The sequence below is a fragment of the Pseudomonas sp. GW821-FHT07F05 genome (assembly GCF_059418765.1).
This window is the reverse complement of the sequence record NZ_JBWKQL010000002.1, coordinates 580,052-606,254: the sequence shown is the minus strand read 5'-3', so window position 1 is coordinate 606,254 and position 26,203 is coordinate 580,052. Positions and strand designations below refer to the sequence as shown.

23 protein-coding genes, 1 tRNA gene and 1 pseudogene are annotated in these 26,203 nt (G+C 62.5%); 18 read left to right on the top strand and 7 right to left on the bottom strand.

The genetic code is table 11. From position 1 onward, the window contains the following. Window positions 1-5: 5 nt before the first annotated feature. Window positions 6-1,250 (bottom strand): MFS transporter, encoded by a 1,245-nt coding sequence (locus tag AC07RO_RS06805; protein WP_282369882.1) that lies wholly within the window; start codon window positions 1,248-1,250, stop codon window positions 6-8. 221 nt (window positions 1,251-1,471) lie between these two features. Between AC07RO_RS06805 and hemB the strand changes: the two genes are divergently transcribed. After that, entirely contained in the window at window positions 1,472-2,446 is a 975-nt protein-coding gene (hemB, locus tag AC07RO_RS06800; RefSeq protein ID WP_074887680.1) for a porphobilinogen synthase, read from the top strand. 45 nt (window positions 2,447-2,491) lie between these two features. Here hemB and AC07RO_RS06795 read toward each other — a convergent pair whose 3' ends face one another. Then, on the bottom strand, window positions 2,492-3,439 hold the full coding sequence (locus tag AC07RO_RS06795; protein WP_346629907.1) for a VTT domain-containing protein: 948 nt from the start codon (window positions 3,437-3,439) through the stop codon (window positions 2,492-2,494). Between the two features lie 210 nt (window positions 3,440-3,649). On the opposite strand from AC07RO_RS06795, the gene AC07RO_RS06790 reads away from it, so the two are divergent. Beyond that, window positions 3,650-4,135, top strand: coding sequence for a Dps family protein (locus tag AC07RO_RS06790; RefSeq protein ID WP_495085631.1), 486 nt, complete (start codon window positions 3,650-3,652; stop codon window positions 4,133-4,135). A 122-nt stretch (window positions 4,136-4,257) separates the two neighbouring features. Here the strand turns inward: AC07RO_RS06790 and AC07RO_RS06785 are convergent, their stop codons facing one another. Then, window positions 4,258-5,688, bottom strand: a complete 1,431-nt coding sequence (locus tag AC07RO_RS06785; protein ID WP_495085630.1) for a mechanosensitive ion channel domain-containing protein — start codon at window positions 5,686-5,688, stop codon at window positions 4,258-4,260. Window positions 5,689-5,923: 235 nt separating this feature from the next. Between AC07RO_RS06785 and AC07RO_RS06780 the strand changes: the two genes are divergently transcribed. The 4 genes from AC07RO_RS06780 to AC07RO_RS06765 all read left to right on the top strand — a co-directional run bounded on the left by AC07RO_RS06780 (window position 5,924) and on the right by AC07RO_RS06765 (window position 11,890). Then, window positions 5,924-6,934, top strand: coding sequence for an MBL fold metallo-hydrolase (locus AC07RO_RS06780; RefSeq protein ID WP_495085629.1), 1,011 nt, complete (start codon window positions 5,924-5,926; stop codon window positions 6,932-6,934). A 308-nt stretch (window positions 6,935-7,242) separates the two neighbouring features. Next, window positions 7,243-8,769 carry an ATP-binding protein gene (locus AC07RO_RS06775; RefSeq protein ID WP_495085628.1) on the top strand — a complete coding sequence of 509 codons (1,527 nt, stop codon included), beginning with the start codon at window positions 7,243-7,245 and terminating at the stop codon, window positions 8,767-8,769. A 22-nt stretch (window positions 8,770-8,791) separates the two neighbouring features. Then, on the top strand, window positions 8,792-9,409 hold the full coding sequence (locus AC07RO_RS06770; protein ID WP_282369867.1) for a response regulator transcription factor: 618 nt from the start codon (window positions 8,792-8,794) through the stop codon (window positions 9,407-9,409). 195 nt (window positions 9,410-9,604) lie between these two features. Continuing rightward, window positions 9,605-11,890 (top strand): ATP-binding protein, encoded by a 2,286-nt coding sequence (locus tag AC07RO_RS06765; protein ID WP_495085627.1) that lies wholly within the window; start codon window positions 9,605-9,607, stop codon window positions 11,888-11,890. A gap of 68 nt (window positions 11,891-11,958) precedes the next feature. Here AC07RO_RS06765 and AC07RO_RS06760 read toward each other — a convergent pair whose 3' ends face one another. Beyond that, window positions 11,959-12,603, bottom strand: coding sequence for a phosphohydrolase (locus AC07RO_RS06760; RefSeq protein ID WP_495085626.1), 645 nt, complete (start codon window positions 12,601-12,603; stop codon window positions 11,959-11,961). Window positions 12,604-12,828: 225 nt separating this feature from the next. Between AC07RO_RS06760 and AC07RO_RS06755 the strand changes: the two genes are divergently transcribed. Beyond that, on the top strand, window positions 12,829-13,251 hold the full coding sequence (locus AC07RO_RS06755) for a helix-turn-helix domain-containing protein (RefSeq protein ID WP_495085625.1): 423 nt from the start codon (window positions 12,829-12,831) through the stop codon (window positions 13,249-13,251). A 133-nt stretch (window positions 13,252-13,384) separates the two neighbouring features. After that, window positions 13,385-14,305 carry a LysR family transcriptional regulator gene (locus AC07RO_RS06750; RefSeq protein ID WP_133771037.1) on the top strand — a complete coding sequence of 307 codons (921 nt, stop codon included), beginning with the start codon at window positions 13,385-13,387 and terminating at the stop codon, window positions 14,303-14,305. 885 nt (window positions 14,306-15,190) lie between these two features. On the opposite strand, the gene AC07RO_RS06745 is transcribed toward AC07RO_RS06750, so the two are convergent. After that, on the bottom strand, window positions 15,191-15,346 hold the full coding sequence (locus tag AC07RO_RS06745; RefSeq protein WP_495085624.1) for a hypothetical protein: 156 nt from the start codon (window positions 15,344-15,346) through the stop codon (window positions 15,191-15,193). A gap of 100 nt (window positions 15,347-15,446) precedes the next feature. Here AC07RO_RS06745 and AC07RO_RS06740 point away from each other — a divergent pair, with 100 nt between their 5' ends. The 6 genes from AC07RO_RS06740 to AC07RO_RS06715 all read left to right on the top strand — a co-directional run bounded on the left by AC07RO_RS06740 (window position 15,447) and on the right by AC07RO_RS06715 (window position 20,906). Next, window positions 15,447-15,863, top strand: coding sequence for a DoxX family protein (locus AC07RO_RS06740; protein ID WP_495085623.1), 417 nt, complete (start codon window positions 15,447-15,449; stop codon window positions 15,861-15,863). Beyond that, window positions 15,856-16,485 carry an antibiotic biosynthesis monooxygenase gene (locus tag AC07RO_RS06735; RefSeq protein WP_495008226.1) on the top strand — a complete coding sequence of 210 codons (630 nt, stop codon included), beginning with the start codon at window positions 15,856-15,858 and terminating at the stop codon, window positions 16,483-16,485. Before AC07RO_RS06740 ends, AC07RO_RS06735 begins: the two co-directional genes overlap by 8 nt. A gap of 145 nt (window positions 16,486-16,630) precedes the next feature. Beyond that, a complete protein-coding gene (locus AC07RO_RS06730; RefSeq protein WP_495085756.1) occupies window positions 16,631-18,469 on the top strand; it encodes an amidohydrolase in 1,839 nt (612 codons plus the stop codon). 125 nt (window positions 18,470-18,594) lie between these two features. Then, window positions 18,595-19,218, top strand: a complete 624-nt coding sequence (gene ycaC / locus AC07RO_RS06725) for an isochorismate family cysteine hydrolase YcaC (protein WP_282373664.1) — start codon at window positions 18,595-18,597, stop codon at window positions 19,216-19,218. Between the two features lie 160 nt (window positions 19,219-19,378). Next, window positions 19,379-19,786 carry an SRPBCC family protein gene (locus tag AC07RO_RS06720; RefSeq protein WP_495085622.1) on the top strand — a complete coding sequence of 136 codons (408 nt, stop codon included), beginning with the start codon at window positions 19,379-19,381 and terminating at the stop codon, window positions 19,784-19,786. Window positions 19,787-20,219: 433 nt separating this feature from the next. Then, window positions 20,220-20,906: a RibD family protein gene (locus tag AC07RO_RS06715; protein WP_495085621.1), complete on the top strand. Its 687-nt coding sequence runs from the start codon at window positions 20,220-20,222 to the stop codon at window positions 20,904-20,906. Between the two features lie 114 nt (window positions 20,907-21,020). Here AC07RO_RS06715 and AC07RO_RS06710 read toward each other — a convergent pair. Both AC07RO_RS06710 and AC07RO_RS06705 read right to left on the bottom strand, forming a co-directional pair. Beyond that, window positions 21,021-21,096, bottom strand: a tRNA-Asn gene (locus AC07RO_RS06710). Window positions 21,097-21,343: 247 nt separating this feature from the next. Beyond that, window positions 21,344-23,401 carry a TonB-dependent siderophore receptor gene (locus tag AC07RO_RS06705; RefSeq protein WP_495085755.1) on the bottom strand — a complete coding sequence of 686 codons (2,058 nt, stop codon included), beginning with the start codon at window positions 23,399-23,401 and terminating at the stop codon, window positions 21,344-21,346. Between the two features lie 348 nt (window positions 23,402-23,749). Between AC07RO_RS06705 and AC07RO_RS06700 the strand changes: the two genes are divergently transcribed. From AC07RO_RS06700 to AC07RO_RS06685, 4 genes and pseudogenes are all read left to right on the top strand, one after another. Beyond that, complete coding sequence (locus tag AC07RO_RS06700) at window positions 23,750-24,154, top strand: antitoxin Xre-like helix-turn-helix domain-containing protein (RefSeq protein WP_282373384.1); 405 nt, start codon at window positions 23,750-23,752, stop codon at window positions 24,152-24,154. Continuing rightward, on the top strand, window positions 24,148-24,840 hold the full coding sequence (locus tag AC07RO_RS06695) for an RES family NAD+ phosphorylase (RefSeq protein WP_346629917.1): 693 nt from the start codon (window positions 24,148-24,150) through the stop codon (window positions 24,838-24,840). The genes AC07RO_RS06700 and AC07RO_RS06695 overlap by 7 nt, the downstream gene beginning before the upstream one ends. An 86-nt stretch (window positions 24,841-24,926) precedes the next feature. Next, a pseudogene (locus AC07RO_RS06690) lies at window positions 24,927-25,357 on the top strand (HhH-GDP family DNA glycosylase). 29 nt (window positions 25,358-25,386) lie between these two features. Continuing rightward, the gene (locus AC07RO_RS06685; protein ID WP_495085754.1) at window positions 25,387-26,121 is read left to right on the top strand and encodes a DUF72 domain-containing protein; all 735 of its coding nucleotides are present in this window, start codon (window positions 25,387-25,389) and stop codon (window positions 26,119-26,121) included. Window positions 26,122-26,203 lie beyond the last annotated feature (82 nt).

The following is a 26,203-nucleotide window of genomic DNA, read 5'->3' as shown; positions in this document are numbered from 1 at the left end:
GCCGATCAGGTGGCCGGCGCGCCCTCGGGTTGATCCTGCGCCACGCGGTCGCCGGTTTCCGGCACCGCCAGCCACAACAGCACAAACGCCACCGCCGCAATGGCCGCCAACGTCAGGAACGCCGCGCTGTAGCCGGCCTCGCGCACGACCAGCCCGGCCAGGCCGTTGCTCAGCGCCGCGCCCAGGCCGAACACCGTCGAGATGGCACCGAGACTGACATTGAAGCGCCCGGTGCCCCGCGTCAGGTCCTTGACCACCAACGGCAACAGCGCGCCAAACGCCCCGGCGCCGATGCCGTCGAGCAACTGCACACCCACCAGCCAGTAAGGGTTGTCGGACATGACATACAGCACACCCCGCAGCGGCAGGAAAATGAAACCCGCCAGCAGCAAGGGCTTGCGTCCCCACACGTCGGCTTTGGCGCCCACCAGCCAGGCCACCGGCACCATGACCAACTGCGCGGCGACAATGCAGGCGGACGTCAGCGGCGTGGCGAGGTTGACGTCGATCTGCGAGAGCTTCTGACTCACCAGCGGCAGCATCGCCGCATTGGCCAGGTGAAACAGCCCGCAGCAGATGGCGAACACCAATAACGGTCGGTTATGCAGCAGGACAGCCCACCCGCTGGGCTGGTCCTTGCCTTGGTCATGGCTGGGGTCAAAGCCTCGGGCGACGTCGTGATCAATTGCCGAGGCATCGACGAACGCCACGGCGACAATGCTCGCCAGGGCCATGAACGCCATGAGGTAGAACACCGCAATCGGCCCGAACATCCATGAAAAGATGCCCGCCAGCAGAGCTGCGACGGCGTTGCCGGCGTGGTTCCAGGTTTCGTTGCGCCCGGTCCGGCGGGTAAAGGCTTTCGGCCCGGTGATGCCCAGGGAGATGGCCGCGATGGCGGGGGCGAATACGGAGCCGGCAATGGCGCTGATGCTCTGGGTGATCGCCACCCAGGTGAACGAGTGAATGAACGGCAGCACCAGACAGCCGGCCGTCACCAGCAACGCTGCCACGATGACCACCAGCCGCTTGCTGCGGGTGCGGTCAATCAGCGCACCCGCCGGGGTTTGTGTGACCAGCGCGGCGATGCCGGCGAGGGTCATGACCAGCCCGATGCTCGCCGGATCCCACTTGTGGACGGCCAGTAAATAGATCGCGAGATAGGGCCCAAGGCCGTCGCGCACATCCGCCAGAAAGAAGTTAAGACCGTCCAGAGAACGGTTATTGCGCTGATCGGATGGGTTGCTCAAGGTCGGCCTCACTCTGGCGGTGCGCAAGCGAAACGGCTGCGGCATTGCTAAATGACCCGGCGCCATTGTTTTGGTTCTGCGCACTGTTGCGGCTAACGTAACGGACTTTCTTGTCAGGGCGTTTGAATCGAAACCGTCCCAGGCATAAGCTTCGCGCCATTGATATCGCCGGACGTGTTGAGTCCGGCGATCTTCCGGATATTCTTGACTCAGGAACCGCCATGTCCAGCCTGTTTCCCGCTGCCCGTCCACGCCGTCTGCGCAGCAACGAACATTTCCGCTCGCTGTTTCAGGAAAGCGAATTCACCCTCAATGATCTGGTGCTGCCGATCTTCGTCGAAGAAGAAATCGACGACTTCGTGCCGATCAACAGCATGCCCGGCGTGCAGCGCATTCCCGAGTCCAAGCTGGCGCAGGAGGTTGAGCGTTACGCCCGGGCCGGCATCAAGTCGGTCATGACCTTCGGCGTCTCCCACCACCTGGACGCTACCGGCAGCGACACCTGGCAGGAAAACGGCCTGGTCTCGCGGATCTCGCGGACCATCAAATCCGCCGTGCCGGAAATGATCGTGATGTCCGACACCTGCTTCTGCGAGTACACCGACCACGGCCATTGCGGCGTGATGCACGGCGGCCATGTCGACAACGACGCGACCATTGAAAACCTTGGCAAGCAGGCGGTGATGGCCGCCCGTGCCGGCGCTGACGTGATTGCCCCGTCGGCGGCGATGGACGGCCAAGTGAAGGCGATTCGTGCCGCCCTCGACGCCGCCGGTTTCACCCAGACGCCGATCATGGCCTATTCGACCAAGTTCGCCTCGGCGCTGTACGGTCCGTTCCGCGAAGCCGGCGGCTCGGCGCTCAAGGGCGACCGCAAAACCTACCAGATGAACCCGATGAACCGCCGCGAAGCCCTGCGCGAATCGCTGCTGGACGAGGCAGAAGGCGCCGATGCGCTGATGGTCAAGCCGGCCGGCGCGTACCTGGACATCATCCGCGACATCCGCGAAGCCTCGAACCTGCCGCTGGCGGCGTATCAGGTCAGCGGCGAGTACGCGATGATCAAGTTCGGCGCCCAGGCCGGGGCCATCGACGAACACCGCGTCGTCCGCGAAACCCTCGGCGCGATCAAGCGCGCAGGTGCGGATTTGATCTTCACGTACTTCGCGATGGACCTGGCGCTAAGCGGGATCTGATTTCGATGTGCAGAAGATGATGCTGGGGGCCGCGTGCTCCCGGCGTCACGCCGCTGTTCTGTCCGACACCTCTGGCTGCACATGCGCCGCCTGCCAGGCATCCAGCCCTCCTATCAGCGCCTTGCCCCGAGTCAGGCCGTGGGCGTGGAGCTTTTCCGCCAGCAATGCCGCCGACAGCTCATTCGGGCAGGCGCAATAGAACACCATGTCGACATCCCCCAGGCGCTCGATCCACGGGGCTATCGGCTCCTCGAGACTGATCGACACCGCCCCCGGAATGCCTTCGATAACGGCCGCATGGAAACTCGGTCGCACGTCGATGACCACCGGCGCATCGTCGGTGTCGCGCAGGGCCAGCAGCTCGGGAACGGTGATGCGCGGCACTCGCGCCGTGCGCGTTTTGAGCCGGCGGCGCTTGAAGTACTTCCAGCCAATGAACAGCCCCAGCACCGCCAGCACGCTGACGATAGCGATCGGTATGTAACCGCTCAACCAGTCGAGCATCGGGATCAGCGCGTCACTGAAGAGCATGCCCAGCAGCAGCGCCGAGCCCGCCCAGATAAACGAACCGGCGAGGGAATAGCGCACGAACACCCAGACCGGCGTGGCGTTCATGCCGGCCACGGTGGTGACCAGCGCACCGGCGCCGGGGAGAAATTTGGACAGCAGCATCGCCCGCGGACCGACGCGCTCATAAACGGTCAACCCCTGACGAACGCAGGAGTCCTGAGAGAGAGAAATCTTGCAGATGGTTTTCAGCAGCACGCCGCCATAACGCTTGCCGGCCCAGTACCACAGCCCATCGGCAATCAGGCAGGCGACCATCGCCACCAGCACCCCGGCGCCCAGCAGTGGCTTGCTCTGCATGGCCAGCGCCCCGGTGACTATCAGCGTCGGGTACGCCGGCACCGGCAAGCCGATCTGCTCCAGCAGCACGTTGACGAACACCAGCAACAGCCCGTGGCTTTCATTCAGCTGCTGCAGTTCGTTCATGGCGTTGCCTGTTCGGAAGGTTCAGGGAGCGAAAAAGGGCAGGCCGTAACGTCGCCTGAACCGCCCGTTTGTGTCAACGCTGAATGTCTTGGGCCGAGGACGTTTCATAGGCCGCGTCGATGGCCGCGATTGCCATGGCTGATTTCCGTCCCTCGGTCGTCGCCACTAGAATCGACCCCTCAGCAATCAACAGACCTTAGGGAGCAATTCATGGCTATTGAAATCGGAATCAACGAGCAGGACCGTGCAGAGATCGTTGAAGGACTGTCGCGACTGCTTTCCGATACCTACGTGCTGTACCTGAAAACCCACAACTTTCACTGGAACGTCACCGGCCCGATGTTCCGCACGCTGCACCTGCTGTTCGAAGACCAATACACCGAACTGGCGACGGCGGTGGACTCCATTGCCGAGCGCATCCGCGCCCTGGGCTTCCCGGCGCCGGGCACTTATTCCACCTATGCGCGGTTGTCGTCGATCAAGGAAGAGCCGGGCGTGCCCGCTGCGACCGACATGATCCAGCAACTGGTCGAAGGGCAGGAGGCAGTGGTACGCACCGCGCGCGAACTCTTCCCGCTGCTGGAGAAAGTCAGTGACGAGCCCACTGCCGACCTGCTGACCCAGCGCATGCAAGTCCACGAAAAAGCGGCGTGGATGCTCCGCTCGCTGCTGGAAGGTGACGGGTTCGTTGCCTGAAAGCCAATTCAATGTAGGACCGGCTTCAGCCGGGAAGGCGTCAGGTGTTACACCGCAACATTTATGGTGGACAAACCGGCCTCTTCCCGGCTAAAGCCGGTCCCACTGAATTTGCCGTTCACCTAGCGCTTCTGCAACCACCCCAGAAAATTATTCTTTTTGATCACCACCGGGTTACGCATCAGCACATGCTGGGTGCCTTGCTGGCGCACTGCTTGCAGCTTGTTCAACGCCGTCACGATTTCAACCCGCTGTTCCATAGCCTGCCGCGTGGCGGCTTTGTCGATGCGGTAAACCACGCAGGAGGTGAGGGCGGTGAAGCGCGCTTGCGAAGGCGTATCGGCCAGCACACTCTGCTCACCCATCACTTCGCCCGGGCCCATGCGCCCGGCTTCCACCATCTCGTTGCCGTCCTTGACGCTCGCCGACACCACGCCCGTGGCAATCATCAGCAAGCCATCGGTGACCTCATCGACCTCGATAATCGTCTGCCCGGCCGTGTACTCGCGCGCGACCATGCTCTGGGCCAGCTGATTTTTCTCCTCGGCAGTGCTGGTGCGGAAAACCTTGACCTCGTCCAGCAGCGCTCGGGGCCGGGACATCGCTTCGGCGGTGGTTTCCGATTGCCAGGCGATACCCGCCGCTTCCAGGTGCCGAAAGGCGAGGTCGAACAGCAGATTGCGCACGTCGCTCTTGTTGTTCAGGTCGCTGATGAACCCGGTGATCACGTATTCGATGGTGGTCGGGCTGGTTTCCTTGACCACCGCGCGAGGCTTGGGTGTCTGCAGCAACGCACTGCAACCCTGCAGCGCGCGCTCCAGGGCATCGAGCACCCGGCGCGGGCGAATGTGCGGCGACATCATGATGTTGATCGACACGCCATGAATATGGACCGGTCGGCTCAAATTGACGATCTTCGCCTTCGCCGCCACGGAATTGGGTATCACCACCATGGTGCCAACGCCCGTCAGCAGGTGCGTGGCGCGCCAGTCGATGTCCATGACTTTGCCTTCCATGCCGTCGATGGAGATCGAATCGTCGACCTGATACGGCTTGGTGGTGTTGAGGATGATCCCGGAGAACACGTCGCTCAGCGTGCTCTGCAGGGCCAGGCCGACGATGATCGCCATCGCGCCGGACGTCGCCAGCAAGCCCTTGACCGGCAGCTGTAGCACATAGCCCGCTGCCGCCACGATGGCGATGAGGAAAATCACCGCACCGATGACCTCCTGCAACAGCCGACCGCTGTGTCCCACGCGACTGGTCAGCGCCAGCCCGAGGACCACGGTGAGGGTGCGTGCGGCGTACAGCCACCATACGATCGCCAGCGCGGTGGCGCCGAATTGCAGGGCGCTGTCGTCAGGCCAGGCCGGCGCTTCCAGCGGGCTCACGCCGGCGTTGATGATCACCAGGCTGTAGGCGACGAATGCCGCCAGCCGCGTGGCGATGCGTGCCAGCCGGTTGCGGTCGGCCAGCAAGTGCCAGGCCAGCACGTCGGCGAGCAGCAGTAGCAGGCTCCACGCCAGCGAGTAATGGGGAACGACGGTCGACATGGGAGATATCCGCAGGAAAAGTGCAGGGCTGAAGTGCAGGGGCCAAGTGCAGGGCAGGACCGACCCGCGCGAAGGCGCGCGCACAATGTAGGCACCGCTCTGATCGATGTCTATAACCGATGGGGCCTGGTGATCCTGCCAAGAAACACATGGCTTCCAGCACATTGCTTCAAGACCATTGCCCCTGAGCCGCGCAGTATCGGACGTCTCACGTTCTCCGATTCGAGGCATCCCCATGCGCGCATCCGTTCTTCCAATCGCCCGTTCCGTCGCTCTGGCGGGCTCCGTCGCTCTCGCAGCCGCTTTGTGCTCCGGCGTCGCGCTGGCTCAGGCGCCCGCCCAGCAGAAAACCCAGGTGCCCGGTTATTTCCGGCTGGCCGTCGGCGACTATGAAGTTACGGCACTGTTTGACGGCTACAACGACCTGTCGCCCAAGCTGCTCAAAGGCATGAAGCCCGACGCCATCCGCGCCTTGCTGGCCCGCCGCGCCATCGAAACACCGGGCATGCAGACGGCGTTCAACGCCTTTCTGGTCAACACCGGCGAGCACCTGATCCTTGTCGACACCGGCGCAGGCCAGTGCATCGGCGAGACGGCCGGCATGCTCTCGCAGAACATCAAGGCCGCCGGGTATCAGCCGGATCAGGTCGACACCGTGCTGCTCACGCACATGCACCTGGATCACGTCTGCGGCCTGGTCGACGCCGGCAAAAAGCCCGTGTTTGCCAACGCCACGGTCTATGCCGCCAAACCCGAAGCGGATTACTGGCTCGACCCGACCGCCATTGGCCGCGTGCCGGAACAGGCCAAGGCCTACTTCAAGATCGCCCAGGATTCAACCGCACCCTACGTCGCCGCTGGCCGGTTTAAGACCTTCACCCCAGGCCAGTCGCCGGTGCCGGAAGTCAGCACGGCGCTGGAAGCAGGGCATACGCCAGGCAGCACCACGTATCAGTTCAGCTCCAAAGGCCAGACCATCCTGTTCATCGGTGACCTGATCCACAGCCTCGCCGTGCAGTTCGATCACCCGGACGTCAGCATCGCCTTCGACGAGAACAGCCAGAAAGCCATCGCCAGCCGCGATCAGGTGTTCACTCAAGCGGCCAGCAAGAAGATCTGGGTCGCCGCCGCACACCTGCCATTCCCCGGCACCGGCCACATCGTCGCCATCGACAAACACTTCCAGTGGGTGCCGGTCGAGTACGGCCCGTATCAACGCGCGGCCCATGTGCCGTTGCTGAAATAGCTCGACGATCCAATAAAAACGCCCCGGTCTAAAAGCCGGGGCGTTTTTTATTGCGCGTTTTACTCGAGGCCAGGCATCGGCCACTGCGCGCAACCCTCCTGTTCAGTCATCACCGCTTGCAGCTTGCAGCTTGCCGCCTAATCCCTCGGTCACTATCCCTACAGCTAATATCGGTGTCTGGTTTTAACTGGTTAGATGAGCGCTTGTTAAAAATGGATAGCTGCGCTGAACGTCTCCGGGATTCAACCCCGCCCGGACGATGGTCAGCGAATCAGGGCCTGCGACTCCACTCCCAAGGACAGCATGAAATGATAAGTCTCGGTCAGACGATGATTTCCCGCGAGCACAGAGACGTGTTCAAGGACGGCGTCGCCATGCGCATTGGCACCCGTGCCTTCGACATACTCGACCTGTTGCTGCGTCATCAAGGTCAGTTGGTCAGCAAGGAACTGATCCTTCAGAGTGTCTGGCCGGACACCGTGGTTGAAGAGAACAACCTGCAAGTGCATATCTCCGCGTTGCGCAAGGCGCTGGGCACCGACCGCGAGCAGATCCGCACCGTGCCCGGCCGCGGTTACGTGCTGCTGGGCGGGGATGGCGCACAGACCGACACTCGCGCCTCGGTCGTGCTTCAGGGCGTCAGCTGTCATCACCCACTGCCCGCCCGCGTCGCCTTGCTCGGGCGTCAGGCATTGCTGGATGAAGTGAGCAACACACTGGCGGAAGGCTGCGCGCTGGTCACGCTGATCGGCCCGGGCGGCGTCGGCAAGACCGCGCTGGCCGCCGAGTTGGGTCAGACGCTGCTGGAAGCCGGCACGACCCCCGTGTACTTCGTGCCGCTGGCGCAACTGCAATGCGCCGAACTGCTGCTGGAAGCGTTTGCCAGCGCGGTCGGCGTGGACTGCAGCGGCGGCGACCCGGATTTGCAAGGGCTGATCCGCTATCTGCAGCAACAGCCGGGCCTGATCATTCTGGACAACTGCGAGCATCTGGTCGAAAGCGTCGCCAGCCTGCTGGACGTCATCCTGCGTGGCGCGCCGGCGGTCCGCGCGATTGCCACCAGCCGCGAGCCGTTGCGCATTGCCGGAGAGCGCAGCCTGCAAGTGCCGCCCCTCGATATTCCAGACCTGAACGCCTCCCCGGACACCATTTTGCGCAGTGCGTCGGCGCAGTTGTTCCTGCGGCAATGGCGTGCGCTGGACAGCCATCTGGCGGCTGACGGCAACGCCGAGCTGGACGACTACAGCGTCGAGCTGGTGGGGGAAATCTGCCGTCGCCTCGACGGTATGCCGCTGGCACTGGAAATGGCCGCCGCCCGGGCCTGCGCGCTGGGGCTGTATCAACTGGTGGCGAGCCTGGACGGCAGCCTGCACCTGCTCTCGGCGTCGTTGCGCACTGCGCCGCCGCGTCAGCAAACGCTGCAGGCTTCCCTGGCCTGGAGCCTGCGTTTGCTCGGTCGCGAAGAGCGCACCGTGCTGCGGCGGCTGGCCGAGCTGGACGGTCGCTTCACCCTGGAACGTGCCTGCGATGCCTTGCAGCGCACCCGCTTGCCGCGCGCCTGCGTCATGGACTGCATCGTGCGGCTGGCGACCAAGTCGTTGCTGATGGTCAGCGCCCAGGGGCCATTCCGTTTCTACCGGATGCTCGGCACAACCCGCGCCTGCCTGCTGACGGCCAGCGCTCAGGACACCGTGACGCCGGAGCTGAGCGTGCCGCGCGTACAGGATTGCGACGCACCTTCGGCGCTGGCGACCTTGCAAAGCATCAGGGCTGTGCCGGCCGGGCCCGACGGGTATCATGCGCGGCATCAGAGAGCACTGGCCGTTGGCAGTTGATGCAACGCTTTATGAGCCCGTCATGACTGTGAATCCCAAGGTCTATGTGGTGGACGATGACGCCGCCATCCGCACCTCTTTGCAGCGACTGTTGCATTCGGCGGACATCGTCTGCGAGGTGTTCGACAGCGCTCAGGCGTTTCTCGCCCAGCCCCTGAGCCAAGGCCCCCTCTGCCTGCTGCTGGACGTCAATCTGGCCCAGGGCACCGGCTTCGATCTGCAGCAGACCTTGCTGGATCGTGGCCAGACCTTTCCGATCATTTTCATGACCGGCTACGGCACCATCGCCATGTCCGTGCGCGCCATCAAGGCCGGCGCCCGCGAGTTCCTGACCAAACCGTTCGAGCCGGAGCAACTGCTGGATCTGGTGCGCGAAGCACTGACCAGCGACGCGACGAGCCTGGACGAGCGCTGCCTGACCGCAGGCGTCAAAGCGCGTTTCGCCAGCCTCACCCCGAGGGAACGGCAGGTCATGGCGCTGCTGATCACCGGCAAGATGAATAAACAGATTGCCGTGGAACTGGGCACCAGCGAAGTCACCGCCAAGGTCCACAAAAGGCACGTTTTGACCAAAATGAATGCGCGCAATGTGATCGAGCTGCTGAAGATGAGTGACCGGCTGGGCTGTCACGTGAACTGACCCCGGCGCATACGCGTTGTTTTTGTAGGACTGGCTTTAGCCGGGAAGAGGCCGGATTGAGCAACCTTAGACTGGCGGTGTGACGTCCGACGCCTTCCCGGCTGAAGCCGGTCCTACGGGGATCTGCGTTGTATTTGTAGGACTGGCTTTAGCCGGGAAATCGCACCCCGCACAGGATTCCAATAAAGGGGCTTCATGAGCAGCATTTTCAACGGGCCTTACACAGCGATCTCCAGCGCCGGGGCATTCGGGCCTCAGTGGCTGGAGCAGCTCGTCTGGCAGTTGCTGTTTGTCGATGGAGAACTCGCTCATTACCGGGTCACGCTGACGCAGGAAGATCGCCACTGGCGCATCGTCCGTCCCGCACCCGGCGCCTCGATTGCTGCGGTCCGCCGTCTTGAACACGAATTCTCACTGGCCCCCCGGCTGATGCCGCAATGGGCCGTGCAACCGGTGGCGTTGCTGTCGGGGCCGGACGGCACGCTGCTGGTGCTGGAGGATGCCAGCGGCGTGTCGTTGCATGATCAACCCGACGCGCCGCTGTCCATCGAGGGCTTTTTGCAGCGGGCCATCGCTGCCGCTGCCGCCGTAACGGGCGCTCACCAGGCAGGCCTGCTGCACCGCGATATCAAACCGTGCAACCTGATCGAAAGTGCCGAAGGTGAGGTGCGGCTCAGCGGTTTCGGCTTGAGTGTGGATGTGCAGTCGGCGCCGCAACTGCCGATGTCCGACACGCTTTGCGGCTCGCTCGGCTACATGGCCCCAGAACAGTCGCGCCGGGTGCAGCGTCAGGCCGACCCACGCAGCGACCTCTATGCGCTGGGCATGACGTTTTATGAATGGCTCGCCGGGCAATTGCCGTTCGAGGCCGCCGATGCAGTGGAGTGGGTGTATTGCCATGTCGCGCGCATCCCGCCGCCGCTGAGCCAGCACCGTGGCGACATCCCCGGGCCGCTGGCCGATCTTGTGCATCGGTTGATCGCTAAAAACCCGCATGATCGTTATCAAAGTGCCGCCGCGCTGCATCAGGCGCTAAGCGAGATGCACCAGCAGTGGCAGCAATTCCGGGACATTCCGGATCTGCAGTCCGACCTGCCAGACGGACGACATGGCGCGTCTGCCATCCCGCTCGGTCCGGGTCCGAACCTTGCGCCGGGGCTGGAGAACGTGTCGTCCCCGCGCACATCGATCACCCTGGCCGGACGCGATGCCCTCGACCTGTCCTCCGTCATGAAATCCGCCCACGCCCTGCGCGACGAAAGCGAGCAGGACCGGCTGATCGAGACCCTGCTGCGCAACACCATCGTTCACGCCGGTGCGCAACGGGCCCTGCTGTTGCTGGTGAAAGACGAGGCACCGGTGATTTGCGCAATCGGCCAGAGCGGCAACGACGGCTTGCGCATCGAGCTGACGGACACGGTCCCCGACAAACACCACCTGCCGCTGTCGATACTGTATCGGGTGATGCGCACCCGTCAGCGCGTGGTGCTGGACGACGTCTGCGCCGATGCCTATTTCAGTGCCGACGAATACCTGCGTCAGCATCCGGTGCGCTCGGCGTTGTGCGTGCCGCTGGTCAAACAGGGCGGGATCCTCGGCGTGCTGTACCTGGAAAACAACCTCGCGCCGGGCGTGTTCACGGTCTGTCGCACCGAAGTGCTGGAGCTGCTCGCCAGCCAGGCGGCCATTTCCCTGGAAACCGCGCGCCTGCACCAGGCCCTGGAGCAGGAGAACGCCCGGCGTCGGGATGTGGAAATCGCCCTGCGCGGCGCCCGGGCCAGTCTGGCCAGCGTGGCCCACGCCACGGTGATGGGTGAACTGGCGGCGTCCATAGCCCACGAAATCAACCAGCCGCTGGCGTCGATGGTGTCCAACGCTGCCGCCGGGATCCGTTGGCTCAATCGCGAAAACCCGCAGGTGGACGAAGCCTTGTCGGGCCTGCGAGACATCGTGGCCGAGGGCCGGCGTGCCGGGGAAATCGTCAACGCGCTGCAAAGCCTGGCGCGGCAGGGGCCCCATCACCGGCGCAAGCTGCTGGTCAACGACGTGATTCGTCATGTGGTGGCGGTGACCGGCATCGAGGTCGAGCAACAGCGGGTCTTGATGACAACCCACCTGACCTGTTCACCGTTGCGGGTCTGCGCCTCCAGCGTGCAATTGCAGCAAGTGGTGCTGAACCTGATCCTCAACGCGCTGGACGCCATGAGCGCGGGGGATCACGTGCTGCGGCGGCTGTCGATCACCAGCGAAGTGGTGGGTCGCGATTATGTGGTGGTCAGCGTTGAAGACAGCGGGCGCGGGATCGACCCGCTGGACCTGCATCAGCTGTTCAACGCGTTTTTCACCACCAAGGACAAAGGCATGGGCATGGGGCTGGCGATCTGTCAGTCGATCATCAGTGCCCACGGCGGCCACCTCTACGCCATGCCGGCGCGCTACGGCGGTGCGACCTTCGTGTTTACCTTGCCGATCGCCGCGTAACGCCGACGGCTCATCGAGATGCACCCAGCTCGATCGCACGGGTCAATCTTAAAGCCCAATCTCACCGCTCAGTACGGCCACGTCGAGGCCAGCAGACGTTCGCAGAAGCCGCCCGCGTTCAGGCGATGGGCATGAAACGCCAGCACGTCGGCGTTGGTCGTGCCCAGGGTCGTCTGCGGGCGATGCACCTGACCCAATGCCATCACATGCAGAAACTTGAATTTGAACCCCGGTTCGCGGGGGTACGCGCTCAACACCCGTGCCTGTGCGGCAGGGCTGAAGCACCGGCAATGGGCGCCGGTCAGGTCGGTTTCGACGCCGGCGCAGAGCAGGGCGGTCAACGGCGGCTTGTGCTGCGGGATGCCCGGCGTGGTATGCAGCGCGATAGCGTCCCAGACCTGGGCGATGTCATCCCACGAGCGCCCGTGCCCGCGCAGGAACTGGGCGGCGGCATTGGCGCTGTCGACCTCGAACCGTAGTTGCGACCGGGCGTACAGCCGGGTAATGCCGATGCGCAAAAACAGGGCGGCGGTGTACAACAGATCGGCATCGAAACGCAGCCCGCGACTGTGCCCCAGCAGGCTGGCAAAGACGAACGTGCGCCAGGCCGCGTTCAGCAGCAGATCAGACTGGTGATCGCGCATCAGGTCGGTCGCCGCGCGGGCCATCGCGCCGTCGGGAATCACAATGCCAGCCACGTATCGGGTGGTCACATGCCGTCCCTCGCAGCGAACCGAACCGTTGGAGTGAGCAGGGTAGTGTGCACGCCAAGTGCCGTCCTTGGTGGGGTCTTAAATGTTCTGAAGCGTGGCTCGGCGCACCGCAGCGATGCACGTCGTCGTACGACTTTTCAGAACGTTTAATACCCCGAGAAGGACTTTAAGAACGGCGCTGTAGACACTTCACTCACCGCCAACTGTGAAGCTGGAGTGCCTGGCATGACTGCATTCAACCCCTCGCTGAACCCTGAATCCGTTCTCGAACGCGTCGCCCTGTCGCCGTGGCAGGAGCGCCTGGCCAAGGACTTGATGTCCAGCCAGATGGACAAGGGCCTGTCCATTGCCCGCATTGCCGCCGAATGTTCGCTGTCACGCAGTCATTTCTCCCGCGCATTCAAGAAGAACACCGGTCTCTCGCCCCGCGACTGGTTTTTGCAGATGCGCCTGGACAAGGCCCGGGCCTTGCTTGGCGAATCAGTGCTGACCATCTCCCAGATCAGCCTGGATTGTGGTTTCGCCGATCAGTCCCATTTCACCCGGGTGTTCACCCGCGTGGTGGGGCTGACCCCGTTCAGTTGGCGTCGCACCATGACCCTTATGTCCGCCAAGGGGTGCGCGGCGCGGAGCGTGCATGCCTGTTGAGGACGGCTATCCTTCCAGCTGCATCGGGCGGGTGGCAGCACCGATGTTCAAGACACCCCCTCGGCGCCTGTGTATACCTGCGCCGGTCTGGCATCGTCAGGCCTCCCGAAAACGCCTACTCCGGAATCGCTGAATGAACCGCAACGACCTGCGCCGCGTCGACATGAACCTGCTGGTGATCTTCGAAGCGCTGATGTTCGAGCGCAACCTGACGCGGGTAGCGGAGAAGCTGTTCATGGGCCAACCGGCGATCAGTGCGGCGCTGGCGCGGCTGCGCGACCTGTTCGACGATCCTCTGCTGCTGCGCAACGGTCGCGCCATGGAGCCGACCGCCCGGGCGCTGGCGATTCTCAAGGAACTGCAGCCAGCCCTGGACACCATTTCCGGCGCCGTGAGCCGGGCCAAGGAGTTCGATCCGGCGACCAGCTGCGACATCTTCCGCATCGGCTTGTCGGACGACGCCGAATTCGGCCTGTTCCCGCCCTTGCTCAACCGCCTGCGCGAAGAAGCGCCGGGCATCATCGTCGTGGTGCGCCGGGCGAACTTCCTGCTGATGCCGGCGCTGCTGGCGTCGGGGGAGATTTCCGTGGGCATCAGCTACACCACGGAACTGCCGGCCAACGCCAAGCGCAAAAAGCTGCGGGACATCGGCGTGAAGGTCCTGCGCGGCGACAAACGCCCCGAGCCGTTGACGCTGGACGAGTTCTGCCAGCGGCCACACACCATGGTGTCGTTCTCTGGCGATCTGAGCGGCAACATCGATATCGACCTGGCGAAAGTCGGGCGGGCGAGGAGGGTGGTGGTGGCGGTGCCGCAGTTCAGCGGGTTGCGGGCGTTGCTGGCCGGCACCGAGTTGATCGCGACCGTCCCCGATTACGCGGCCTGCGCGTTGATCGAAGGCTGCGCGTTGCGCGCGGAAGATCCGCCATTCCCGATCGCGCCGGCGGAGTTGTCGATGGTCTGGGCGGGTGTTCACGATAACGATCCGGCTGAGCGGTGGCTGCGTTCGCGGATTACCGAGTTCATGTCTCAGGAGACGCGGCCTTTGCCGTAGTTCAAGGTCTTTAAGATCAAGATCAAGATCAAGATCAAGATCAAGATCAAGATCAACATCAAGTTCAAGATCAAGTTCAAGATCAAGATCAAGATCAAGATCTTTAAGATCAAGGGCGTCTGCCTGGGGGCAGACTGTTTCGCCTTCGGCGAGTTACTTGATAAAGCCCCAAGTAACCAAGGGCTTGTGCTCCTGGTTGGGCCCTTCCTTCGTCAGGGTTCCTTCACTCCGGTCCCGCTCCGTGGGCCCGCGCCGAACGGGCATCCATGCCCTGACGGCGCTCTCGCCGCATCCATGCGGCTCGGCCCACTGCGCGAGACCTGCGTTCAGCCTGCACCCAAGTCGCGATTGGCGTTGAATGGACATCTTGTGTTTGAAGATCAAAAGCAACGGCAAGAGCAAAAGCAAAAGCTTCCCGGCTGAAGCCGGTCCTACAGTCGGAGGCGATTCCAGAGGGTACGCGATGCTTTTAGTGGGACCGGCATTAGCCGGGAAGAGGCCAGCTCAGGCGCCAACAATTTTGCTGATTTCACACCCATCCTGTGGGAGCGAGCTTGCTCGCGAATGCTCTATCAAAAACACCAGATATCCGATGGATGTACCGGCCCTTCGTGAGCAAGCTCACTCCCACAAGTCCTTAGCGCTTGACCCTCCCTTGATCTGCACTTGATCTGCTTTTGATCTTCAAACACAAAAATCCCAGACGACGCCAATCGCGACCTGGGTGCAGGCTGAACGGAGGTCTCGTGGAGTGGGCCGAGCGGCATGGATGCCGCGAGAGCCGCCCCCCGCCATGGATGGCGGATGGCGGCGGGCCCACGGAGCGAGACCGGAGTGAAGGAACCCTGAGGAACGAAGGGCCAAACCGAGAGCAAGCACCCTTGGTTACTTGGGGTGCTTTTCCAAGTAACTCGCCGAAGGCGAAACCGAGGCCGTTAGGCCGACGCCCTTGATCTTAAGGATCTTGATCTTGATCTTGATCTTGATCTTGATCTTGATCTTGATCTTGATCTTGATCTTGATCTGGATCCTCAAAAGCACGTCTGTTCAATACCCATCTCCTTCGCACCGCCACACTGAATTCATTGGCCACACACACCTGCACCTCAGGCGTCGTGGCCCACGAAATCAACGGTGTGTGATGACCTACTCAACCTTCAACGACCGCACACAAGACCTCGGACTGCTCTTCCTCAGGTCCGCCGGCGCGCTGTTCCTGCTGTTCGTCCACGGCCTGCCCAAGCTCCTCGACTTCAACACCCAGCTGACCCTCATCGAAGACCCGTTCCATCTAGGCGCGCCACTGACCCTGAGCATGGCCATCTTCGCCGAAGTCCTGTGCCCCCTGCTGATTCTGACCGGCGTACTGGCGCGTCTGGCGTGTCTGCCTATTCTCATCCTGCTGCTTGTCGCGCTCGTCGTGGTGCACAGCGAGTGGAGCGTCGAACAGGGCCAGTTCGGCTGGTTATTACTGATCATCTTCACCAGTGTGCTGATCGCCGGACCCGGTCGTCTGGCGCTCAACCATGGTTTGCCCGGAGCGCTTCGCTATGCCTGACTACGCCACGACCGCCGACATCGTCCCGACGTCGAAACTGTCCGCTGACGAGATCGTCACCCTGGTGGTCAAGCACCGGATCAAGGCCGGCTTCGAAGCCCAATACGAAGCCTGGCTGCGACGCATCATCGCCATGGCGGCAAGTTACCCCGGGCATCTGGGCGTCGACGTCATACGCGGCAAGGCCGACGGCCTGCACATGTTCACCTGCGTCCTGCGCTTCTGCTCGACCGACGCCATGCACAGCTGGCTCGACTCGTCCCATCGCCGCGAACTGGTGGCCGAAGCGTCGCCCATGCTGGCCGACGGCGATTTCACCGAGGTCAACCCGCACAACGAATTCTGGTTCGTTCCCGCCGCGGAAAACCCGCCGCCGCGCTGGAAACAGGCCTGCGTGACCTTCCTGGTGATCTGCCCGCTGACCCTGCTGGTGCCGCTGGTCTGGGGGCCGGTGTTCCGCCTGTACCCGCTGCTGGCCCATTACATCATCAGCACCGCACTGGTCACGGTGACCATCGTTTTGCTGGTGGTGTATGTGCTGATGCCCCGGGCGACGCGGCTGTTTGCCCCGTGGCTGAATGCCCGGCCGACGCCGGTGGCGGGCGCCGATCATGAAGGATGACGACGCCGATCAACCGTCTTCCAGCGACCGCCGCCGCTTCGTCGCCAAGGGCTCGTTGCTCGGCGCGGCCGCCGCACTGCTTTCTTCACTGCCTGCCACCGGCCTTGCCGTCGGGGCGTCCCACTCTTCTGCCAACGGAGGCGCAATGAACGTCGATCTGATTCTCTTCAATGGTAATTTCCACACGGTTGACCAGGAAAACCCCAAGGCCAGCGCCGTGGCCATCAGCGGCGGGAAATTCGTCGCCGTGGGTTCCGACGCCGAGATCATGGCCCAGCGCGGCCCGGCCACGCAGGTCATCGACATGCACAAGCGCACGGTGATTCCGGGCCTCAACGACTCGCACTTGCACCTGATTCGTGGCGGCCTGAATTACAACCTCGAACTGCGCTGGGAAGGCGTGCCGTCCCTGGCCGACGCGTTGCGCATGCTCAAGGCCCAGGCCGACCGCACGCCGACGCCGCAATGGGTCCGAGTGGTAGGGGGCTGGAACGAATTCCAGTTCGCCGAAAAACGCATGCCGACCCTTGAAGAGCTCAACCAGGCCGCCCCCGACACCCCGGTGTTCGTCCTTCACTTGTACGACCGCGCGTTGCTCAACCGCGCCGCGCTGCGGGTGGCCGGTTACACCCGTGACACGCCGAACCCGCCGGGTGGCGAGATCGTCCGCGATAGCAATGGCGATCCGACCGGCATGCTGGTGGCCAAGCCCAACGCGATGATCCTCTACTCGACTTTGGCCAAGGGGCCGAAGTTGCCGCTGGAGTACCAGGTCAACTCCACCCGCCAGTTCATGCGCGAGCTGAACCGTCTGGGCCTGACCAGCGCCATCGACGCCGGCGGCGGTTTTCAGAATTACCCGGACGATTACGCGGTCATCACGCAACTGGCCGAGGCCAGACAGCTGACCGTGCGCATCGCCTACAACCTGTTCACCCAGAAGCCCAAGGAAGAGCTGGAAGACTTCAAGCACTGGACCAACACCGTCACGCTGCACCAGGGCGATGACTTCCTGCGCCACAACGGCGCCGGCGAGATGCTGACCTTTTCGGCAGCAGACTTTGAAGACTTCCTTGAACCTCGCCCGGATTTGCCGACGGGTATGGAGCAGGACCTCGAGCCGGTAGTGCGCCATCTGGTCGAGCACCGCTGGCCGTTCCGCCTCCACGCCACCTATGACGAGTCCATTTCGCGCATGCTCGACGTGTTCGAAAAGGTCAATCACGACATTCCGTTCAACGGCATTCCGTGGTTCTTCGACCACTGCGAAACCATCACGCCGAAGAACATCGAGCGGGTCAAGGCGCTGGGCGGCGGCATCGCGATCCAGGACCGCATGGCCTTCCAGGGCGAGTATTTCGTCGAGCGCTACGGTGCCAAGGCCGGCGAGCACACGCCGCCGATCAAACGCATGCTGGCCGAAGGCGTGCCGGTGGGTGCCGGGACCGACGCCACCCGCGTGTCGAGCTACAACCCATGGACTTCGCTGTACTGGATGGTCAGCGGTCGCACCGTCGGCGGCCTGGAGCTGTACCCGGAAGGTTTGTCCCGGGAAACCGCGCTCGAACTGTTCACCCGTGGCAGCGCCTGGTTTTCCTCCGAGCAGGGCAAGAAAGGCCAGATCAAGGTCGGCCAGCTCGCGGACGTTGTGGCGTTGTCCCAGGACTTCTTCAGCGTGCCGGAGGAGTCGATCAAGTGGATCGAATCGGTGCTGACCATCGTCGACGGCCAGGTGGTGTACGGCTCCGGCGAGTTCGACGATCTGGCGCCGCCGAGCGTGCCGGTGCTGCCGGACTGGTCGCCGGTCTCCAAGGTCCCGGGCCACTGGCGCCAGGGCGCACCGATGGCCGCGGCGGTTCACCAGTGCAGCGGTCCCTGCGGCGTCCACGCCCACAGCCACGATAAAGCGCGCCAGTCGAAAGTACCGGTCAGCGACTTCCAGGGTTTCTGGGGCGCGTTTGGCTGTTCGTGCTTCGCCTTCTGACCGACGCCTGAACAGGGCAATTGAAAAGAGCATGAAAGGCCTCGTCGGCACTGACCGGCGGGGCTCTCTGCCAGTGTGATGCGCTGGCCTTGTACTCATCCGTCACCCACTCAATGGAGTCAATCATGACCGTTCCCTACAAGCGTCTGAACAAAGATGATGCCGTCGTTCTGCTGGTCGATCACCAGACCGGCCTGATCTCGCTGGTCCAGGACTTCACGCCGAACGAGTTCAAGAACAACGTGCTGGCCCTGGCCGACTGCGCCAAATTCTTCAAACTCCCGACCATCCTCACCACCAGCTTCGAGACCGGCCCGAACGGCCCACTGGTGCCCGAGCTCAAGGCGATGTTCCCGGACGCGCCGTACATCGCCCGTCCTGGCCAGATCAACGCCTGGGACAACGAAGACTTCGTCAAAGCGGTCAAGGCCACCGGCCGCAAGCAGATCATCATCGCCGGCGTCGTAACTGACGTTTGCGTGGCGTTCCCGACCCTGTGCGCGCTGGAAGAAGGCTTCGACGTGTTCGTGGTCACCGATGCGTCGGGCACCTTCAACGACGTGGTGCAAAAGGCCGCCTGGGCGCGCATGACTGCGGCCGGCGCGCAGTTGATGAACTGGTTCTCGGTGGCGTGCGAGCTGCAGGGCGACTGGCGCAACGACATGGAAGGCCTGGCGAACCTGCTGTCCCAGCGCATTCCGAACTACCGCAACCTGATGAACAGCTACTCGGCTTTCACCGCCAAGTAACACCCTGTGCGCCGCCTTTTTGCGGCGCACACCCTCCCGAATCAGCGGTAACCGTGACAAGATTGCTCGCGTTTACCGCCTATTAGAGAGGGCGCGGCCCGCCACGCCATCCCGCGCGGGCTGATCGGCCGCTGCCCCCCCCATTTCTGGAGAAAGCAACATGGCTCAAGCATCTGCATCCATTCACATCCCGGTATCGGCCGACAAGGTGTGGGCATTGACGGGCGGCTTCCTGTCCTTGAACCACTGGCTGCCGTTCATCAAGCAAAGCGAGGCACAGGAAGGCGGGCGCGTTCGTCACCTGACCACCGACGACGGCGCTGAAATCATCGAGCGCCTGCAGACCTACGATAATTCGGCGCGCACTTACAGCTACTCCATCGACAAGGGCCCGTTTCCAATCAACGACTATCTGGCAACGTTCAAAGTCAAAGAAGATGGCGCCAACAGCACCTGGGTCGAATGGTCAGGGGTATTTACGCCGGACGGTGTTTCCGATGGTGAAGTCGAGGAATTGTTCAAGGGGATTTACGAGGGGGGGCTTGAGGCGCTGAAGGCCAATTTCTGACCCGTCAATACGAGCCACCGATGATTTAACCCGCCGATAATCGCGGGACCGCCAGGCCATTGCGGCCTGGCATTTCGGTGCCTTGCTTGAATCGTTGTTGCGTCACGCTTGAGTACAGCGCCTCAGTGATGCTCGGACACGGTCGCTGCATTGATCAGGTCGTACAGGGCGAACGCGCGGTTGACCAGGAAAACGGTCACGGCGGTGAGGGCGACGGCATTGATGATGTGCAGGGTCATGGGAGTAAGTCCGTGTCGGGTCTGGGATGACGCGATGTTACGCGAGCCCTGCCGAAGCTGAAGACAATAGGCTTCATGGTGTACATCATCGGCAATGATGGGCAGCAGGTTGTGAAGGGCAGGTCGAGTGACGGGGTGAACTATTTCCGCGTGATCCAGGTCGGCTCTACACACTTATCAGCCTGGAGCCTGCCATGCAGCCTTATGTCATTTGCCACATGATGTCCTCCCTCGACGGCCACGCCCTTACCGACGGCTGGGATCGCGCGTTCAAGAAAGACGCCGGTGATCTGTACGAAAAGCTCGCCCAGACGTTTGAGTTTGACGCCTGGATCTGCGGGCGCGTGACGATGCAGGAAATCGCCCACGACGAGGGCTATCCCAAAGGCCTCGCCACAGGCCCCATCGAGCGCAGCCATTATTTTGCCGACCGCAATGCCAAGGCCTACGCCGTGTCGATCGACCCTCAGGGCAAGGTCGGCTGGAAGAAAAATCAGGCGCTGGATTCCCACGTCGTCGAAGTGCTGACCGAAGGCGTGTCGGATGACTATCTGGCGTACCTGCAGTCGATTCAGGTGTCTTACATTTTTGCCGGGAAGAGCGAAATTGATCTGCAGCAGGTCGTGCAGATCCTGTCGAGCGAACTGGGCTGCAAGCGCCTGATCATCGAGGGTGGCCCCCATGTCAGTGGCTCGTTCGTCAACGCCGGGCTGGTCGATGAAGTCAGCGTGCTGATCCTGCCGCTGATCGACGGGCGGGGCGAGCATCCGGCGTCGTTCGAGGTGTCGACCGAGGCGTGGAAACAACCGGCTCACTTGAAACTGACGTCGGCGGAGGTGCAGGACGGCGGCGCGGTGTGGCTGCGCTACACCAAGGCCTGACGATAAGGGCGGAGCGGGGCTGATGCAGTCCCGCTTCAGGCAGGGAGCGCCCGGGGAAAACGATCGGAAACGAAAAAGGCCAGCTAAGCGCTGGCCTTTTCGTTTACTTCTGTCTGGCTCCACGACCTGGACTCGAACCAGGGACCCAGTGATTAACAGTCACTTGCTCTACCAACTGAGCTATCGCGGAATGCGCGCTATCTTACTGATTGGAAAAGGGAAGTCAAGCGAGCGACTCAAAAAAATTCTCGGACGGATGCGTTCATCAAATGAAGTCATCCAGGATGTTGCCGCTGTTGAGCAACCTGTGGGAGCGAGCTTGCTCGCGAAGAGGCCAGTACATCCGCTAAATTTTCAGCGGCTGGAATGCCATCTTCGTGAGCAAGCTCACTCCCACAGGAGGGTGCACGGTTGCCAGCACCGGACAACTGCCCGGATCAGTACCGCCAGGTCAACGACGCCGTCAGGTTACGCGGTGCGCCATAGTTGCTCGCCGTGCCGCTGTACAGCGAGGTCAGGTATTTGCGGTCGGTGACGTTGTTGAAGTTCAGCGCCGTGCTCCAGTTGCTGTCGATGTCGTAGCTGGTCATCAGGTCGACCAGCGCGTAGGCGTTCTGGCGGATGACGCTGTAATTGTCGTTCTGAATCCCGCTCTGCCAGCTGACCCGGGTGCCGATTCGGGCTTGGGGCAGGCCGGGCAGTCGGTAGCTGGCCATGCCACGGAAGGCGTGGGTCGGCACATAACGACGGGCCTTGTCGCCATCGTCGTTTTCGATGTGCACGTAGGTGTAACCCGCCAGCAGGTCAAGGCCCGGCAGTGCCTCGCCCGACGCTTCCAGTTCGATGCCGTGGCTTTTGTAATCATCGGTGAAATAGCGGAACTGCGAACCCACTTCAATGAAGTCCGCCGACTGGACGTTGCTCTGTTTGGTCTTGAACACGGCGGCGGTCAGGTTCAGGCGATCGTCCATGACGCTGCCTTTAACGCCGGCTTCCAGGCTCTTGCCTTCCAGTGGCGCGAGCACTTTGCCGTCGACGCCGACCGTGCCGTATTGCGGATTGAAGATCTGCGTCCAGCTGGTGTACAGGCTCCACTGCGGGGTCAGGTCATAGACCAGGCCGGTGTAGGGCGTGACCTTGCCGTGCTCGCGCTGGGCGTGATCGGTGCCATAGCTCTCGCCCGTGCCGTCGACGCTGAGCATGCGCGCACCGGCGATCCAGTGCAGATCATCCGCCAAGCTGAAGCGGGCACCGGCGAACAGGCTTTTCTGCCGGTCCTCGAAGTTCTGGGTGTTGGTGATGTCACTGGTGTAGCCAAACTGCGGCGAAGGGGTATTGCCGGCGAGAATGCCCGCGAACGAGGTGTCGAAGTAGGTGCCCCCGCCAGCGTCGTATTCCCGGGCTTTCTGATGGGTGCGGCCGTAGGCGGCGCCGAAAGTCAGCTCATGGTCGCGGCCGAACAGGCTAAATGGCCCGGAGACCTTCGCTTCGCCCAGCAACTGATGGGCCTTGCTGCTGGTGTGGGCGGCGAACACCGAGGCGTCGTCATCGGTGACGCTCGCGACGTACAGCATGTTGGTGTCCTGGTATTCGGTAATGCCGGTGCCGGTCACCGTGGCATTCCAGCCGTTGCCGAAGTCATGCTTCCATTCGGCAAACGCGCGTTGGGTGTGCATGTTCCAGTAGGTCCACGGCTGGCCGACGTTGGACGAGCGGCTGCTGTAGTGGATCGGGTTGTTGTTGCTGTCGACCAGCGGCAGGTTGCCCCAGGTGCTGCCGTTGGAATCGCTGTTGTGCTGAGTGAAACCCACGGTCAGCGTATCGGCGTCGGAAAGGTCGAAGGCGAGCAGGCCGGCGGCAACGTTCTTTTCGTGGCTGTAGCGGTCCATCCACGAGTTGCCCTTGTCGTGGGCATAGATGAAGCGGCCGCGCACGTTGCCGGTGTCGGTCAACGGCCCCGACACGTCGGCATCAATGCGCCGGCTGTCCCACGAGCCCACGCTGGTGTCGATCTGCGCCTGGAAATCCCGGGTCGGTCGCTTGCGGATGAAGTTGACCGTGGCCGACGGATTGCCGGTGCCGCTCATCAAACCGTTGGCGCCGTGGAGCACGTCGATCTGCTCGAACTCGGCCATGTCCAGGTCACCGATCATGATCGTCTGGGCGAAGGGCATGCCCATGCCGTCGTACTCGAAACTGCCGATGTCGAACCCGCGGGAGGTGTACTCCGTGCGGTCACTTTCACTTTGCTCGACGGTCACCGACGGCGCCGAACGCAAGGCGTCCTTGACCCCGTTCATTTTAAAGTCGTTCATCTGCGCGCGGGTGATGGTGGTGATCGCCTGGGGCGTCTGCTTGTTGGTCAGCCCCAGCTTGGTGGTGCTCGAAGACGGCTTGCCCTGATAACCCACGCTTTGCCCGTCGTCCTGTGCGGCGGTGTCCTGGATCTGCATCGCCGGCAGCGTGACGTCGTCGGCTGCGTTGGCGGCAGACATGGCGGTGACGACACCGGCCAGGAGAAAGGTGGCGGGAAGGCGAGGGATCACAATGGAAATTCCTGAAGGCGCGGTGGGGAGCGCGATTCTGAATCAACATGCGAATCATTACCAGATGTGACTAAGGTGAATTTTCACCTTTTTTTCACTTTTGAAGGCTCTGGAATGCACCTTGAGGTTTCACTGCATACTGGGACCTCGGATCGAACCTTGGTTGTGGGACCGGCTAACGCTTCAGGTGTCGCGCCGCACATCAACGCTGTCGAAACTTGACATTGCATCTATGGACGCAATTGAATTAGAGTTGCGTCCACAGATATTAAGCTGTAGCCATCAAGAGGTACGCCCATGACCACCGCCATTCCAGCGCGGCAACTTTCCAAATCCGAGTGCGTGGTCGGTTTGCGAGCGGCGTTGCGGGTGCTGGATAAGTGGAAGGCCTCCAGCGAGCAGGCCTGCCAGATCCTGCGTATTTCCCGAAGCACGTACACCCGCGCTCGCCAGGACGACGCGCAGTGGTCGGTGGCGCTGGATCAAGACCAAATGCAGCGAGTCAGCTTTGTGCTGAACATCCACGCCGCCCTGCGAACCCTCTTTGATAATCCCGACAACGCCTACGGTTTCCCGTCGATGGAAAACCACAACGAGTTCTTCAACGGCAGAAAGCCACTGGACGTTATGGCCCAGGGCGACATGATCTCGCTGTACGAAACCTTCCGCCGCATCGACACCCTCCGGGGCGCCCAATGGTGACGCCGGACGCGCTCCCCGTACTCGCCGGTGAGACCCAGCAGGCCTATCGCCTGGTCAATTCCAAATTCCCGCCCATCGAGCTGTTCAGCGACGTTGCCGATGCCGCCGAGTTCGAGACGCTGTACCGGATTCAGGCGCTGACCAATCCTCGCCTGCAGAACGAAATCGGCCGCATTGAGCTGATTCCCCTGGCCGAGATTCCGTTCGGCATTCCCGGAAGCTCTTATGCCGTCGCGCCGTTCACCCACGTCAATCCGGCGGGCTCGCGCTTCAGCCGCGGCGAGTTTGGCGTGCTGTACCTGGCCGACACCGTCGACACGGCCATCGCCGAAGTGCGCCACCATCAGCAGTTGTACTGGTCGCGGGTCGCGGCCCTGAAGTACGAGCGCTTTGTTTTCCGCTGCCTGAGTTGCAGTTTCAGCGAGGAGGGCAGTGTCGACGCCACCTCGATTCCGCTCTCCGACCCGATTTATGCACCTGACGACTACGCGCAGTCCCATGTGCTGGGCGGGGCGGCCAAGCAGGCGGGCGTGGCCGGCCTGCGCTATCACTCGGTGCGCTCGCCGGGCAATCACTGCTGGGCACTGCTGACCCCGCGCCACGTCACCTCCATAGTGCAGAGCGCCCATTACGAGATGATCTGGAGCGGCGAGGTCATCGGGATCAACCAGATATCCAACGCCTGAGGGGCATCGATCCAGCCGCCACCCAAAACATCGAACTCATCTGCCCCTTGAGAAGTCATTCCAGCAATGGAAATCGAGGAGCGTTCATGGGCAAGAACATCACGGCGCAGGAGCTGGGCATCGACCTAGTGCAGGGCGGTGAAAAGGCGCTGTTCAAATGGCTGATCGCCAGTTTTCTGATGGGCAAACGGATTCGGGCGCAGGCGGCGGTACAGACCTATCACGTCATCGTCGACAGGCACGGGCGCGACACGCCGGGCAAACTGGCCGCGTGCACTCACCGGGAGCTGGTGAGGATGCTGGGCGAGGGCGGTTATGCGCGTTACGACGAATCCACCGCCGTGCGCCTGCTGGCACTGGCGGCCAAGCTGACTGACGAATATGACGGCACGGTCAGCACCATGGCTGCCGCCAGTGCCGACCGTCGCGATTTCGAAAAGCGCCTGCAGGACTCAACGGCATCGGGCCGAAGACGGCAGAGATCTTCATGGGCGAAGCCGGGGAGGTGCTGTTTTGAACGATGCCATCTCCACCGCGCCTGGCAGAATCTTCGTGGGCTGCGCCGGGTGGAGTCTGGGCCGCGAGCACGCGCCGGCCTTTCCGGGCGACGGCACCCACTTGCAGCGCTACGCACGGCAATTCAACGCCGCGGAAATCAACAGCTCGTTCTACCGCCCCCATCGGCCCCAGACCTACGCCCGCTGGGCCGACTCAGTGCCGGAGGATTTTCGCTTTTCGGTGAAGATCCCCAAGCTTATTTCCCATGAACAACAGTTGCAGGGTAGCGGCCATGCGCTGGATGAGTTTCTCGGACAATGCAGTGAACTGGGCGAACGGTTGGGTTGCCTGCTGCTGCAGTTGCCGCCGTCGCTGACGTTCGAGCCACTTGTAGCCGAAGGGTTTTTCATCCAGCTCCGCAAGCGCTTCGCGGGTCATATGGTCATAGAACCGCGTCATGAAAGCTGGGTGCAGGCCGAGCCGATGCTTGCTCACTACCGCATCGCGCAAGCGACGGTTGACCCATCGAGGCTCAGCAATGACCGCCAACCGGCAGGCTGGCCGGGGTTGGGCTACTGGCGACTGCACGGCGCGCCGCGCATCTATTACAGCGCCTATGAAGAGGATTTCCTGATGCGTCTGGCCGTCGAGCTGAACGCCAAGGCGCTAAGCGTTGCGCCGACGTGGTGTATTTTCGATAACACCGCCAGCGGCGCCGCAACGGGCAATGCCCTGAGTTTGATTGAAATCCTCGGTCAACCGCCGTCCGCGCGTGAGGAGTAAGGCTGACGCCGTGGGGGTCGAACCGTCATTTTTCCGGCGAATTGCCGCACCCGCTGCGTGGCGCAGCAATTAGTTGGCGCGC

Bases quoted from the DNA above. Each gene is read 5' to 3' on its own strand.
- AC07RO_RS06715 (WP_495085621.1), top strand. From the start codon at position 20,220: ATGCAGCCTTATGTCATTTGCCACATGATGTCCTCCCTCGACGGCCAC.
- AC07RO_RS06795 (WP_346629907.1), bottom strand. From the start codon at position 3,439: ATGAACGAACTGCAGCAGCTGAATGAAAGCCACGGGCTGTTGCTGGTG.
- AC07RO_RS06765 (WP_495085627.1), top strand. From the start codon at position 9,605: ATGAGCAGCATTTTCAACGGGCCTTACACAGCGATCTCCAGCGCCGGG.
- AC07RO_RS06780 (WP_495085629.1), top strand. From the start codon at position 5,924: ATGCGCGCATCCGTTCTTCCAATCGCCCGTTCCGTCGCTCTGGCGGGC.
- AC07RO_RS06750 (WP_133771037.1), top strand. From the start codon at position 13,385: ATGAACCGCAACGACCTGCGCCGCGTCGACATGAACCTGCTGGTGATC.
- AC07RO_RS06705 (WP_495085755.1), bottom strand. From the start codon at position 23,401: ATGTCTGCCGCCAACGCAGCCGACGACGTCACGCTGCCGGCGATGCAG.
- AC07RO_RS06740 (WP_495085623.1), top strand. From the start codon at position 15,447: ATGACCTACTCAACCTTCAACGACCGCACACAAGACCTCGGACTGCTC.
- AC07RO_RS06700 (WP_282373384.1), top strand. From the start codon at position 23,750: ATGACCACCGCCATTCCAGCGCGGCAACTTTCCAAATCCGAGTGCGTG.
- AC07RO_RS06695 (WP_346629917.1), top strand. From the start codon at position 24,148: ATGGTGACGCCGGACGCGCTCCCCGTACTCGCCGGTGAGACCCAGCAG.
- AC07RO_RS06790 (WP_495085631.1), top strand. From the start codon at position 3,650: ATGGCTATTGAAATCGGAATCAACGAGCAGGACCGTGCAGAGATCGTT.
- AC07RO_RS06775 (WP_495085628.1), top strand. From the start codon at position 7,243: ATGATAAGTCTCGGTCAGACGATGATTTCCCGCGAGCACAGAGACGTG.
- AC07RO_RS06720 (WP_495085622.1), top strand. From the start codon at position 19,379: ATGGCTCAAGCATCTGCATCCATTCACATCCCGGTATCGGCCGACAAG.
- hemB (WP_074887680.1), top strand. From the start codon at position 1,472: ATGTCCAGCCTGTTTCCCGCTGCCCGTCCACGCCGTCTGCGCAGCAAC.
- AC07RO_RS06755 (WP_495085625.1), top strand. From the start codon at position 12,829: ATGACTGCATTCAACCCCTCGCTGAACCCTGAATCCGTTCTCGAACGC.
- AC07RO_RS06730 (WP_495085756.1), top strand. From the start codon at position 16,631: ATGAACGTCGATCTGATTCTCTTCAATGGTAATTTCCACACGGTTGAC.
- ycaC (WP_282373664.1), top strand. From the start codon at position 18,595: ATGACCGTTCCCTACAAGCGTCTGAACAAAGATGATGCCGTCGTTCTG.
- AC07RO_RS06785 (WP_495085630.1), bottom strand. From the start codon at position 5,688: ATGTCGACCGTCGTTCCCCATTACTCGCTGGCGTGGAGCCTGCTACTG.
- AC07RO_RS06735 (WP_495008226.1), top strand. From the start codon at position 15,856: ATGCCTGACTACGCCACGACCGCCGACATCGTCCCGACGTCGAAACTG.
- AC07RO_RS06770 (WP_282369867.1), top strand. From the start codon at position 8,792: ATGACTGTGAATCCCAAGGTCTATGTGGTGGACGATGACGCCGCCATC.